The organism is Streptomyces sp. R-74717 (assembly GCF_047305335.1).
Lineage (GTDB): Bacteria > Actinomycetota > Actinomycetes > Streptomycetales > Streptomycetaceae > Streptomyces > Streptomyces atratus.
Genome location: NZ_CP102361.1, coordinates 4,735,001 through 4,748,155 on the forward strand (window position 1 = coordinate 4,735,001; position 13,155 = coordinate 4,748,155).

The 13,155-nt window shown below is 70.9% G+C and carries 7 protein-coding genes; 3 read left to right on the top strand and 4 right to left on the bottom strand.

Annotation, left to right across the window (positions count from 1 at the left end):
* Window positions 1–236: 236 nt before the first annotated feature.
* Window positions 237–794 carry a MarR family winged helix-turn-helix transcriptional regulator gene (locus NRF20_RS21645; RefSeq protein WP_093894641.1) on the bottom strand — a complete coding sequence of 186 codons (558 nt, stop codon included), beginning with the start codon at window positions 792–794 and terminating at the stop codon, window positions 237–239.
* A gap of 155 nt (window positions 795–949) precedes the next feature.
* On the opposite strand from NRF20_RS21645, the gene NRF20_RS21650 reads away from it, so the two are divergent.
* The gene (locus NRF20_RS21650; protein WP_413754588.1) at window positions 950–2,260 is read left to right on the top strand and encodes an MFS transporter; all 1,311 of its coding nucleotides are present in this window, start codon (window positions 950–952) and stop codon (window positions 2,258–2,260) included.
* A gap of 41 nt (window positions 2,261–2,301) precedes the next feature.
* On the opposite strand, the gene NRF20_RS21655 is transcribed toward NRF20_RS21650, so the two are convergent.
* Window positions 2,302–4,104 carry a SpoIIE family protein phosphatase gene (locus tag NRF20_RS21655; RefSeq protein ID WP_398634319.1) on the bottom strand — a complete coding sequence of 601 codons (1,803 nt, stop codon included), beginning with the start codon at window positions 4,102–4,104 and terminating at the stop codon, window positions 2,302–2,304.
* A 187-nt stretch (window positions 4,105–4,291) separates the two neighbouring features.
* Window positions 4,292–5,752 carry an NAD(P)/FAD-dependent oxidoreductase gene (locus tag NRF20_RS21660; protein WP_398634320.1) on the bottom strand — a complete coding sequence of 487 codons (1,461 nt, stop codon included), beginning with the start codon at window positions 5,750–5,752 and terminating at the stop codon, window positions 4,292–4,294.
* A gap of 339 nt (window positions 5,753–6,091) precedes the next feature.
* Here NRF20_RS21660 and NRF20_RS21665 point away from each other — a divergent pair, with 339 nt between their 5' ends.
* Complete coding sequence (locus tag NRF20_RS21665; RefSeq protein ID WP_398634321.1) at window positions 6,092–7,003, top strand: TetR/AcrR family transcriptional regulator; 912 nt, start codon at window positions 6,092–6,094, stop codon at window positions 7,001–7,003.
* 755 nt (window positions 7,004–7,758) lie between these two features.
* Entirely contained in the window at window positions 7,759–9,759 is a 2,001-nt protein-coding gene (locus tag NRF20_RS21670; RefSeq protein ID WP_413753113.1) for a sigma-70 family RNA polymerase sigma factor, read from the top strand.
* On the opposite strand, the gene NRF20_RS21675 is transcribed toward NRF20_RS21670, so the two are convergent.
* Window positions 9,746–13,153: an ATP-binding protein gene (locus NRF20_RS21675; RefSeq protein ID WP_413753114.1), complete on the bottom strand. Its 3,408-nt coding sequence runs from the start codon at window positions 13,151–13,153 to the stop codon at window positions 9,746–9,748. The genes NRF20_RS21670 and NRF20_RS21675 overlap by 14 nt on opposite strands.
* Window positions 13,154–13,155: the final 2 nt, after the last annotated feature.

Genomic DNA, 13,155 nt, shown 5'->3' on the forward strand with positions numbered 1-13,155 from the left:
CGGATTCACCCCGGCAATTCATAATCGCGCCCTCGAAATGAATTCCGGCATGCCGAAATCTTCCCGAGTGGGAGGCCGTGCAGAGTTTTGGTTGCCGCAGTAGCGGCGGGATCGGCTGTCGCAGAACCGTTCCGACTCCATGACAACTCGGAGAACCTTACGGATCAGCGAGAGGCGTGTCAACCCCGCCAGGTCAAGCCGTTTTCACCGCTCGTTCCCCGATCGCCCGGCCCGGGTCAGTCCAGGTCGGTGAGGCGGCCGCCGGCGTCCGGCTGGGCATGTTCCACGCGACGCAGGAGGCGGATCAGCATGTCGCCGAGGACACCGCGTTCGTCGCCCGTGAGGTCCTGGAGCAGGTCCTCCTCGAAGTCGGTGGCCATACGCATCGCCTCCAGCCACTTCGTACGACCCTCGTCGGTCAGCTCGACGATCACACGCACCCGGTTGTTCTCGTCCCGGTCGCGGGTGACCAGGCCCTCGCCCGCCATGCGATCGATGCGATGGGTCATCGCCGCCGGGGTGAGACCGAGGCGCTTGGCCAGCTCTCCCGGGCCCAGGCGGTACGGGGAACCGGCCAGGACCAGGGTCTTGAGGACCTCCCATTCGGCGTTACTGATGCCAAGGGCAGCGACCTGGCGTCCGTACGCCACGTTCATCCGGCGGTTCAGTCGACCCAGGGCCGAGACGACCTGCTCGACCTGGGGGTCCAGGTCACGGAACTCGCGCTGATAGGCGGCGATCTGCTCGTCGAGGCTCGGCTCCTGGGGTCCGGGCTGCTCGGTGGTGTCAGGCATGGCGGGCAGTATCGCACGCCCTCCAAAGCCGTCGAAGTCCTTCAGTCTGAATTGTTGAGCCTCTAACTTTAGTGCTAAAATCTTCGGGTTCGAGTCGTTCGGATGGCTCGGCAAGTCGCTTCGAGACCTTGAGGTAGGTGAGTGTGACCAGGGAGATGGGTGCAGCACTGCGGCGGATCCAGCTGGGGAGCGCGCTGAGCGCATTCGGGCTGGGGTTCACCGTTCCGTATCTGTACGTCTATGTGGCACAGGTACGGGATCTGGGTGCTGGTACGGCGGGAGTCGTGCTGGCGGTCTTCGCCATGGCAGCGCTCGCCGTTCTGCCGTTCACCGGGCGTGCCATCGACCGGCGCGGGCCGCTGCCCGTACTCGTCGTCGCCTCGGTCGTCGCTTCCCTGGGCGCGGCCGCCCTCGGACTGTCGTCGGATGTGACCGCCGCCGTGCTGTCGGCCGCGGTCCTCGGCGCGGGTACGGCGGTCATGCAGCCGGCGCTCGCCACCATGCTCGTGTGGTGCTCCAGCACCGCCACCCGTACTCGTGCCTTCGCCATGCAGTTCTTCCTGCAGAACCTCGGGCTCGGCATCGGCGGTCTGGTCGGCGGACAGATCGTCGACACGAGCCGGCCGGAGACCTTCACCCTGCTGTTCCTCATCGAGGCCGCGATGTTCGTCGTGCTCGGTGTCATCGCCTCCACGGTGCGGCTGCCCCGTACGCCTTCCTTCTCCGACGCCACCGACGCCAGGCCCACCGACGGGTCCAAGGCGCCGGGCGGGCTGCGGGCGCTGCTCTCGCACCGGGCCATGGTGCAGCTGTGCGTGTTGGGCTTCGTGCTGTTCTTCGCCTGCTACGGACAGTTCGAGTCCGGGCTCGCGGCGTACGGCACCGAGGCCGCCGGAATCCAGCCCTCGACGCTCGGTATCGCGCTGGCCGCCAACACCGCCGTCATCGTCGTGGCTCAGTTCGTCGTGCTGCGTCTGGTGGAGCGCCGCAGGCGCAGCCGGGTCATCGCCTCGGTCGGTCTGATCTGGGCGTTCGCCTGGATCGTGGCGGGGTACGCGGGGCTCGGGCACGGCAGCCAGACCATGGCGACGGCCGCGATGATCTCCACGTACGCGCTGTTCGGGCTCGGTGAGTCGATGCTGTCGCCGACCGTGGCGCCGCTGGTCGCCGATCTGGCGCCGGAGTCGATGGTCGGGCAGTACAACTCCGCGTTCGCCCTTTGCAAGCAGCTCGCGCTGGCGGTCGGTCCGGCCGTGGGCGGGCCGATGGGGGCGACGCTGCACGGCCCGTACATCGTGACGTTCGTGCTGTTCTCGCTGGGCATCACGGTGCTGGCGCTGCGGCTCGGCCGGCGGCTCACTCCCGTACAGGACCAGCCTTCGATCGAGACGGTGCCGTCCAGGGTGGTGGCCGTTTCACTGCCGGAGGCCGAGCCCGTGGTTGCCTCCGCCGTCACCACTCGCTGAGGCGGTAAAAGGCGAGTAGGGGTCCTGCTTCGGCAGGGCCCCTACTGCGGCAGGGTGAATTCGCACCAGACCGCTTTGCCGCCGCCCGGTGTCCGGCGGCTGCCCCAGGATGTGGCGATCGTCGCGACGATGGAGATGCCGCGGCCCGCTTCGTCCGCCGGGTCGGCTCGTCGGAGGCGCGGCAGGTGGTCGTCGCCGTCGGTCACCTCGATGATCAGGCGGCGATCGGTGCGGCGCAGGCCCAGGCGCATCGGCGGGGTGCCGTGCTTGAGGGAATTCGCGACGAGTTCGCCGGCCGCCAGAACGCCCAGGTCACAGAGTTCGACCGGGAAACGCCACGACGTCAGGACGCCGGTCGCGAAGGCGCGGGCGCGCGGGGCCGCTTCGATGCCGCCGAGAAGATCGAGCGAGGCGTTGTGGAACAGCTCCGCGTTCGCCCCCGTTCGGGCGGGGTGCTGGACTACCAGCACCGCCACGTCGTCGTCGTGTTCCGCGGTGACGCCGAGGGAACGGATCAGCCGGTCGCAGACCACCTGGGGTGAACCCTTGGCACCCGAAAGGGCGCGTTCCAGAGCGGCGACGCCCTCGTCGATGTCCTCGCTGCGGCGCTCCACCAGGCCGTCCGTGTAGAGGACCGCGGTGGAGCCGGGCGGCAGCGCGATCGTGCCCGAGGTGTGGATCCAGCCGCCGGTGCCGAGCGGCGGTCCTGTCGGGTCCTCGGCGCGGTGGACCGTACCGTCCTCGTGGCACACCAGGATCGGGAGGTGCCCGGCGGAGGCGTAGACGAGCCGTCCCTCGTTCGGATCATGGACCGCGTAGGCGCAGGTGGCGATCTGGCTGGCGTCGATCTCGGCGGCGAGACCGTCGAGCAGCTGGAGCACCTCGTGCGGCGGGAGGTCGAGGCGGGCATAGGCGCGCACGGCCGTGCGGAGCTGGCCCATGACGGCGGCGGCTCGTACCCCACGGCCCATCACGTCCCCGATGACCAGGGCTGTGCGGCCTGCGCCGAGGGTGATGACGTCGTACCAGTCGCCGCCGACCGCGGCGTCCGTGCCGCCGGGTTGGTAGGTGGCGGCGATCCGCAGGTCGTCGGGCTGCTCCAGCTCCTGCGGGAGCAGGGAGCGCTGGAGGGTGACGGCCGTTTCGCGGTGGCGGCGCTCGCTGGCGCGGAGCCGTTCGGCCGCTTCGGCATGGTCGGTGACATCGACGGCGTACACGAGCACTCCGCCTTCCCTGCCGTTGTTCCTGTTCTTGCTGCTCCGGTTGCCCTTGTTCTGTTTCTTGTTCCCGTCCCTGTCCCCGTCTCCGTCGCCGCCGTCGGTTTCGCCGTCGCTGTCCCTGTGCACCGGGGTGCAGGTCACGGTGTACGAATTGCCGTTGCGGACCTTGCGGGACTTGACCGTACGGGGTGTGCCACTGCGCAGGACCTGGTCCATGAGGGGCAGCAGGCTGAGCTCGGTGAGCTCGGGCATGGCCTCGGCGGCGGTGGCGCCGGCCGGGCGCGGTCCGAAGGCGGCGGCGTAGGCGTCGTTGACGTACGCGATCCGGTGGTCGGGGCCGTACACCAGGGCCACCAGAGCGGGCAGCTGGCCGAGGATGTCCCGTGCGGAGAGATCCTCCAGGGCGGGGCCGCGGTCCCCGGGAGGTTCGCCGTGCGTGTCGTGGTGCGTGTCGCCGCTCTTGTCGCCAGGCGTGTCACTGCGCGTGTCGCCATCCGGCGGGCAGGGCCCGGTCTCGGGCTGTGCGTACTCGGCGCGGGCCGAGGGCACGGGACTGCGGTCGTCCCGTGCGGCGGCGCGGCGCTGCGTTCCGGGTAGGCGGGCGCTCCAACGCGTGAAGTTCACGGAATTTCTGGCCTCGTGTGTCGGTCTGGTCCGCTCGGGCGGGCTGCTCACTGTCGGTCACTGCCGGCCGGGTCACTCTGTGCAGGTGTGGGTCCACCCATGGTCACACGTCCAGTGTGACGGACCGTACTGACAGTTGTCGGTACGGCCGGGTCCCGGGTGGGTGCGCAGACGGACCGACGGGCAGTCAGCCGCCGTTCCTCGGAGGGCCCTCGGGCCCTGGTGGGTGGCCGGGTCCCGGCGTGCCGTCGGCGTTCGGCGGGCCGGTCCGCCCGGGGCGTTCGCCTCCTGCGGCGAGTTCGAATTCGGCGCGCGGGTGTTCCAGCGAACCGAGGGAGACGATCTCGCGCTTGAAGAGCCCGGCGAGGGTCCATTCGGCAAGGACGCGGGCCTTCCGGTTGAACGTCGGGACGCGGCTGAGGTGGTACGTACGGTGCATCAGCCAGGCCGGGTAGCCCCTGAGCTTACGACCGTAGACATGGGCGACGCCCTTGTGGAGACCGAGTGAGGCGACGGAGCCCGCGTAGCTGTGCCGGTACTCCTTGAGGGGTTCGCCGCTGATCGACGCGAGGACGTTCTCGGCGAGGACCTTGGCCTGGCGCACGGCGTGCTGGGCGTTGGGGGCGGTCTCCTTGCCCGTTTCCGCGGCGGTCAGGTCGGGTACGGCCGCGGCGTCCCCGGCGGCCCAGGCATGTTCGACCCCGTCGACGGTGAGTTCCGCCGTGCATGTGAGCCTGCCGCGCTCGTTGAGCGGCAGGTCGGTGGCGGCGAGGATCGGCGCGGGTTTGACGCCCGCGGTCCACACGAGGGTGCGGGTCGGGAAGCGGGAACCGTCGCTCAGGACGGCGATCCGGTCCTCGCAGGACTCCAGCCGGGTGTCGAGGCGTACGTCGATATTGCGGCCTCGCAGCTCACGGATCGCGTAGGTGCCCATGGCGTCGCCGACCTCGGGAAGGATGCGGCCGGTCGCCTCCACGAGGATCCATTTCAGGTCCTCTGCCTTGATGTTGTGGTAGTACCGCGAGGTGTAGCGGGCCATGTCCTCCAGCTCGGCCAGGGCCTCGACGCCCGCATATCCCCCGCCGACGAAGACGAAGGTGAGGGCTGCGTCGCGGATGGCCGGGTCGCGGGTGGCGGAGGCGATGTCCATCTGCTCGATGACATGGTTGCGCAGGCCGATGGCCTCCTCGATGGTCTTGAAGCCGATGCCGTGGTCGGCAAGGCCGGGGACCGGGAGGGTGCGCGAGACGGAACCTGGTGCGAGGACGAGTTCGTCGTACGGGATCTCGACGGCGCCGGTGCCGTCCTCCCCGGTGGCGAGGGTGGTGACCGTCGCCGTGCGCTTGGCGTGGTCGATGCGCTGTGCCTCACCGATCACGATCTTGCAGTGCACCAGGACCCGGCGGAGCGGCACGACGACATGGCGCGGTGAGATCGAACCGGCGGCCGCTTCGGGCAGAAATGGCTGATACGTCATATAAGGCTCGGGCGTGACGACGACGATCTCGGCCTCACCGTGTCTGAGTCTCTGCTTCAGCTTCCGCTGGAGACGCAGTGCTGTGTACATCCCGACGTAGCCGCCGCCGACGACGAGAATGCGCACACCCGGCGGGGGGCCGGGGGGTGTTCCCCCGGAATCTGAAGCCATCACCACCCCATGACGCAACGTGCTCAAGGGTTTGTCCACAGCCCCGGCAAATTGTGTGACCGGAGGTTCTGGACGGGCCGCTGCTGCCGATCGCGGCGACAACACGGAAGCTGCGCAGGTCAGGGGTTGGGGTAGGGGTCGCGGGCGGGGGTCGAATCAGTAACCAACCGGTCCTTGCTCCGATCGGGGGGCGCTCCGTGCGGAACTACCCCCTTCTGAATTGACCCGGGCTCAACTATGTTCGTGTGTCGTCGGGGTGTCGGGTACGGACCATGATCCACACTCTGACTAAACGGCGGGAAGTCTCCGGGGGGAGACGTCATAACCGGGGGAACAGTTATGCACATTCAGGATTCTCATTGGCAGACTGCTGCGGCAGTTACGTCCCATTCGTCCGACGGAAACGGACGAAGCGGAGCAGTGGGGACATTGGACACGGTGGGTCCGGTCGCGGCAGCCGGGACAGACGGCACGGCCGGAACAGCCGGGGCCGCCGGAGCAAACGGACGCTCGGCTCCGCTCCGCGTGGACGCACAGCGCAATCTGGAGCATGTGCTGCGAGCCGCACGCGAGGTGTTCGGCGAGCTGGGATACGGGGCTCCGATGGAGGACGTGGCGCGTCGCGCCAAAGTCGGCGTCGGCACGGTGTACCGGCGGTTCCCGAGCAAGGACGTGCTGGTGCGGCGGATAGCCGAGGAGGAGACCTCCCGGCTGACGGACCAGGCGCGGACCGCGCTGGGCCAGGAGGAAGAGCCGTGGTCTGCGCTGTCGCGCTTCCTGCGGACGTCCGTGGCCTCGGGCGCGGGGCGACTGCTGCCGCCGCAGGTGCTTCGGGTCGGGGTCGATACTGACGCCGATGCCGACGACTCGAACGCGGCCGGGGAGCCGGGGTCCATAGCGGCCTCCGTATCGGACTCGGGTCCGGGCAGCGCTCGGGACGAGACACGGGTGCCTCAGCAGCGGCAGGACGCGGGTCAGGCCGACCTCCGGCCGGCCGACGGGCGTTCCACCGCGGAGACCGGCATCGAGGACGACGACACGGGAGCCGGCGAACTGCTGGAGGTCGTCGGCCGGCTGGTGGACCGGGCACGGGAAGCCGGTGAGCTGCGCCGAGATGTGACGGTTGCGGATGTGCTGCTGGTCATCGCGACGGCGGCGCCTTCGCTGCCCGACGCGGCTCAGCAGGCTGCGGCTTCGAGCCGACTGCTGGACATCCTGCTGGAGGGGCTGCGCTCGCGACCGGTCGAGTGAGTGGGGTGCGCGGCAGCGGAGTGCGCGTGCGTGCCGGCGTGTGAGCGTGGTGCGCGTGCGTGCCGGCGTGTGAGCGTGGTGCGCGTGCGTGCCGGCGTGTGAGCGTGGTGCGCGTGCGTGCCGGCGCGATGAGGTGGCGGAGTCTGCGCGTGAGCGCGATGGCACTTGAGGGTGCTGGTGCGCGGGCGTGTTGTGCGTGGGTGCGCCGGCTCTCCGGGGCGAGTTGCTGGGGTGAGCGGTCGGATCGGACCGGGTGGCCGGGGTGCGCCGTCGGCGCGATTGGCCTGGCGTGAATGCGCCGGGCGTTGGGCGGTCGGCAGGGCCCGTGCAGGTGGGTCCCGCTCGGCAGCCCATCGTCGCTCGTGCACCGCTCGCGTTCCGCTTCCGGCCTCCGCATCCGCCCCCTCGGCCGGGCCCGGACCGGGCGCTCTCTGCCCGCCGGACGGCTCTCTGTGGCGCCGTTTCGGCTCTCCTCCGGTTCTTCGGTCGGCTCCCGGGCGTCGCCTGAATGGCTCTTGATCGGTGTTCCTTCGGCGCTTGATCGGCTCTTGTCGGTGGGCCTGCTGCCCTTGGTCTGCAACCCGCCCGCACAGAAAAAACTCAATGAGCCTTCCCCGAATGAGTGGCCGTTAGTGCTCACATTCGGGAAAACGCCCCGGATGAGTGGTTGCCGGGGCTGAAGGTTCGGCGTGATTGCGCCATGTGGCACTCTTGCCCGGGGTTTGGGTCCGAAAGCGCATACGGGGGCTTCCGCGATGAGCGGTGACGGGCAGCAGGAAGAGTCGTTCGACGACGAATCCGCCGCGGGTGGTGCGGCGGAGGCCGGTGGGCTGTCCTCCCGGCAGGTACCGAGTCAGGGCGGCCCCGGGCGGTCCGGTCGTGACGCCGAGGGCGGCACCGTCCTGTCCGGTCCGTGGCCGGGGCCTGTCGAGGCCGGTGTCGAGGCCGACGTCGCGGTGCCGATGCAGCGGGAAGGCGGCCGAACCGCCGCCGCCGGTGCCTCCGGCTCCGCGTTCTCCGACGCCGAGCTGATCAGGCAGATGCGGGACGGCGACGATCTCGCGTACGAGGAGTTGTTCCGGCGGCACTCGGACGCGGTGCGCCGCTACGCGCGGACCTGCTGCCGGGACGCGCACACCGCCGACGACCTGACGGCCGAGGTCTTCGCCCGCACACTGCAGGCGGTACGCAGAGGCAAGGGGCCGGAAGAGGCGGTACGGGCCTACCTCATGACGGCTGTCCGGCATGTCGGAGCAGCCTGGACCAAGACCGCGAAGCGGGAGCAATTGGTCGATGACTTCGCGGTGTTCGCCGCCCAGGCATCCCAGTCCTCCCAGGTGTCGGACGCGGACACGCTCGACCTCGGTGCCGATGTGCTGGCGATGCACGAGGCCGAGCAGTCGATGGCGATGCAGGCGTTCCGCAGTCTGCCGGAGCGCTGGCAGGCGGTGCTGTGGCACACCACCGTCGAGGAGGAGTCGCCCAGCGATATCGCCCCGCTGTTCGGGCTGACCGCCAATGCCACGGCGGTGCTGGCCAGCCGGGCCCGCGAAGGACTCAAACAGGCCTACCTGCAGGCGCATGTGAGCCAGGCGCTCACCTCGGGCGGCGACTGCGCGCGTTACGCCGACCGCCTCGGCGCGTATGCCCGGGGTGGACTCCGGATGCGCGCCGAGCGCGGGTTGCGGGGGCACCTGGACGAGTGTGTGAAGTGCCGGCTCGCTGCGGGCGAACTGGCCCATGTCAACGCCGGGATTCCTGCGCTGTTGCCGGTCGCGGTCATCGGCTGGTTCGCCGCCGGATATGCGCTCAAGGCTGCCGGAATCGTCGCCGGTGGCGCGGCGGGAGCCGCGGGCGCGGGTGCCGCCGCAGCGGCGACCGGTGGAAGCTCGTCCGGGGGCACGGCCGGTGGTGCCGCGCTCTCGGAAGGGCTCGGTGCCCCGGCGAAGGCCGGTATCGCGGCGGCGGTTGCCGTAGCCGTGACGGCCGGACTGGGCTGGGCACTGGTCGGCAACGACCAGCCGAAGCCCGAGGCCGGACATGCGACCAAGCCGGCTGCCGTGGCGCCCGCGGTGCCGACGCCCGCACCGCCGAAGCCGACACCGACACCGACACCGCCGAAGCCGAAGCCCGATGCGCCGGCGCCGCCCGCACCGCCTGCCCCGTCCCCGACTCCCCCACCGAAGCCGAAGCCGAAGTCGACGCCGACGCCGACTTCGACGCCCACCCCCAAGCCGACACCGCCCCCCAAGCCCTCGACGCCTCCCGCGCCGAAGCCGCCCGCCCCGACCCCGACCCAGCCGCCTCCACCGCCCGCGCCGACCGTCTACCGGGTCAGCGAGCTGAGCTACTCGATGCTGGGTGACCACACCCGACCGGAGGTGGTGATCGGTGAGAGCAACTGGGTCTGGAAGCGTTCCGACCTGTGGATCGGCGGCACGCAGTACGCGCACGGGGTGACCGTCCACAGCAAGTCCTCGGTCACCATCCGGCTGAACCAGCAGTGCACTCGGTACGAGGCCATGGTCGGGGTCGACGACATGACGATGGGGTTCGGCTCGGTGCGCTTCTCCGTCCTCAACGGTGACGGGACGCGGCTGTGGCAGTCCCCGGTGATGAACGGTAACGACCCTGCCGTACCCGTCGGGGTCGGTATCACCGGTCAGCAAAGGATCCGGCTCGTCGTCGAGCGGGTAAAACCGGGCGGCGGCGCGGCCCTCGCCGACTGGGCGGATTCGACCATCAGTTGTCGGTGAAAGGGCCCGGGAGTTCCGCGGTGATGCGGGTCAGGAGCTCGATGACGTCGTCGACCGTCAGCATGCGGCCTGCGGCGCGCTCCGACTCGTACAGCTGAGGTCCCAGTTCCTCGCGCGCCCGTCGCTCGACCTCGTCCGCCTCGGCCTGTTGCGCCTTGGTTCTGGGGCCGGACAGGCGCCAGCCGTCGGCCGCCGCCAGGATCCGTACGGCAGCTCGGTGGCGACCCACCTTCGGTAGCACGGTCGCCACGGCGTCCGCCAGATGTCCGGTGACGAGCTCGGCGCACTGGGCGTCCCGCGCCGCGCGGAGTGCGAGCGTCAGACCCCGTACCCCGGCCGCCGGGCCACCCTCGGGCCCCGGCTCGTGCACGGCGATCCGGGCAGCCAGCCCCTCGACCACCGCGGTGAAGTGCGACGGCGGGCTGCCGCGTCCGGCCGAGTCCTCCGCCTCGGTGACCAGCCGTCGCGCCTTCGCGATCTCGCCGCGGTCCAGGGCCAGGGTGGCGCGCAGGAAGTGGGCGTAGGCGCGGGCGTCGTGCACCTGGTAGCGCTCCGCCTCGGTCTCCGACTCGGCCAGAGTCCGCTCGAAGCCGACCATGTCCCCGGTCCGGTAGGCGAGTTCGGCCAGGCGGGCGAGGAGGAACGGTCCCTCGGCGTGCGCCCCGACCTCGCGGGCGAGCAGCAACGCCTCCTCGTACGCCGCGCGCGCCTCCTCGTACCGTCCGCGCATCATGCCGGCCTCCGCGGCGGCGCCCGCGACCTGCGCACGCAGCCAGCGGTCGCCGACGCGGCGGCCCAGCTCGCGCAGCTCGGCGAGATCGTCGTCGACACCGGGCATGCCGCCGGACATGTCGACGACCATGTGGGTACGGAACAACAGCGTGACGCCGTACTCCCAGCCGCCGCCGTGGATACGGGCATTGGCGACCGCCACATCGATCATCTCGTGCGCTTCGGCGGTGGTGCGGCTCACGAACAAGGTGATCGGCCAGATCAGTCCCGGGAAACGGGCGGACTGCGGACCGGACGACATGAACGCGTCGGCCACCCGGCCCATCAGGGCCCAGCGTCGGTCATCACCGCGGATGTCGTCGGCCGGGCGGCTCTCCGCGGCGAGGAAGTACCGCAGTACCTCCAGATGCATGCGCGGCCAGAAGCGAGGGTCGCTGCCGTCGGCCGGTTCCGGTCCGAGCGCCACGGCCCGCTCGGCCCAGGTGAGGCCCTCGGGACGGAAGTTCCGCAGAAACCAGAACCACCCCATACCGAGTACCAGGCGCACCGCATCCGGTTCGGACGGGGTGGTGACGACGGAGCGGTGGAGGGCGGCCCGGATGTTGTCGAGGTCCGTCTCCAGGCGTGCGATCCAGGGGAGCTGGTCGCCGGAGCGAAGGCGGGGCTCGGCCTCCTCGACCAGTGCGACGAAGTACGCGGTGTGCGCGCTCGCGGCGGCGGCGCGGACGTCCGGGGTCTCGGCGGCGCGTTCGGTGGCGTACTCGTGGATGGTCTCCAGGAGGCGGTAGCGCATCTCGCCGGAGGCGGTCGGGGTGGCGACGACGAGGGACTTGTCGACGAGAGCGCCGATCAGGTCGGCGGTGGAGTGCCGGGCAAGGGCTTCGGTGCTCGGGGCCTCGGTTGCAGGGGTTGCCCCAGCCGTGGTGACGGCTTCTGCGGCGGGCAGGTCCCAGCCGCCCGCGAAGACGGAGACCTGCCGCAGAACCGTGCGTTCGTCCTCGTCGAGCAGGTCCCAGGACCAGTCGACGACGGCGCGCAGCGTCTGCTGACGCGGCAGTACGGTACGGGCTCCGCCGGTCAGCAGACGAAACCGGTCATCGAGTCGGTCCGCGATCTGGCGCGGGCTGAGCAGCCGCAGCCGGGCAGCGGCGAGTTCGATGGCGAGCGGCTGCCCGTCGAGCCGCCGGCAGATCTCGGCGACGGCATCCGGATCGTGTGCGGCCTCCTGCTCGGGGTCGAAGTCGGGACGTACGGCGCGGGCGCGCTCGGCGAACAGCCTGTGGGCGGGGTCGGCCGGGAGCGGGCCGACCGGGCGTACGGATTCGCCGGGTACGCCGAGGGGTTCGCGGCTGGTGGCGAGGATGCGCAGTTGCGGGCAGTGGGTGAGCAGGGTCTCGGCGAGGGCGGCGGCCGCATCGATGACGTGTTCGCAGTTGTCCAGAATGAGCAGGAAGGGGCGGATGCGGGAGCAGTGCGCCAAGTGCTCGACGAGAAGGTCGGTCGGGTCGGTGCGCAGCGGCTGCCCGTCGCGGTTGTTGTCCCGGAGGAGGGTCGTCTCGCGCAGGCCGAGAGCGGAGAATACGGCTCCGGGGACGTCCACGGGGTCGTCCACGGGGGCGAGTTCCGCGATCCAGGCGTCCGTGGGGGCCGGGAGCGTCCGGCCTCCCTGGGCGGCGGCCTCCTCGGCGAGACGGGTCTTGCCGGAGCCGCCGGGGCCGGTGAGGGTGACCAGACGGGACCGGGTCAGATCGGCGCGGATGGAGCGCAGTTCGGGCTCACGGCCGACGAATGAGGTGAGCCGGGGGCGGAGGTTGCCTCGGCCGGGGGCGTGGTTCGGTGGGTCGGGTGAACCTGCTGCCGCCGGTACCGGTGCGGCTGCTTCGGATGACGCGCCCGACGGAGGAGTGAGCAACTCCCGGTGAAGTGCGATCAGTTCCGGTCCGGGATCGGTGCCGAGGCGGTCGGCGAGGGCGCGGCGAGCGTCCTCGTAAGCGGCCAGCGCGTCGGCCTGACGGCCATCGGCGCGCAGGGCGCGGATCAGCTGGGCGCGGAAGCGTTCGTCGTACGGGTGGGCGGCGGTCAGCTCCTTGAGCTCCGGTACGAGGGTGCGCGGGCCGGCAGCAGGCCCCACGCCGACAGCGGCACCGGCGCCGATCGCCGCACACCGCAGGTCGGCCTCTATGCGGCGTTCCAGCGCGGCCAGGCGGTGGGCCTCCGGGCGCAGGCCGTGGCCGTGGTCCCGGTCCGGCAGGTCGGCCAGGGCCGGGCCGCGCCACAGGGCAAGCGCGGTACGGAGCGTGCGGGCCGCCGTCACGGGGTCGCCCGCGTCGAGCTCGGCGGCCCCCTGCCGGGACAGCCGCTCGAACACATGCAGGTCGACCTCGTCGGGCGCGGCCTCCAGGCGGTAGCCGCCGTGGGTGCTCGTGATCGCATCCCTGCCCAGCACACGGCGCAGCCGGCCCACGAGGGCCTGGAGCGCGGCGGGAGCGTCGCACGGGGGATCGCCGGCCCATACGTCGTCGACGAGATCGGCGACGGGGACAGGCCGGCCCGTACGCAGGGCGAGGGCGGCGAGGAGGGCACGCAGTCGCGTACCGCCCACGGGCAGCGCACTGCCGTTCTCGTCTCGCGCCTCGGTGACGCCCAGGATCAGGTACCGCACCC

Coding starts and splice junctions, on each gene's coding strand:
- NRF20_RS21645 (WP_093894641.1), bottom strand. CDS start 794: ATGCCTGACACCACCGAGCAGCCCGGACCCCAGGAGCCGAGCCTCGAC.
- NRF20_RS21650 (WP_413754588.1), top strand. CDS start 950: ATGGGTGCAGCACTGCGGCGGATCCAGCTGGGGAGCGCGCTGAGCGCA.
- NRF20_RS21660 (WP_398634320.1), bottom strand. CDS start 5,752: ATGGCTTCAGATTCCGGGGGAACACCCCCCGGCCCCCCGCCGGGTGTG.
- NRF20_RS21665 (WP_398634321.1), top strand. CDS start 6,092: ATGCACATTCAGGATTCTCATTGGCAGACTGCTGCGGCAGTTACGTCC.
- NRF20_RS21670 (WP_413753113.1), top strand. CDS start 7,759: ATGAGCGGTGACGGGCAGCAGGAAGAGTCGTTCGACGACGAATCCGCC.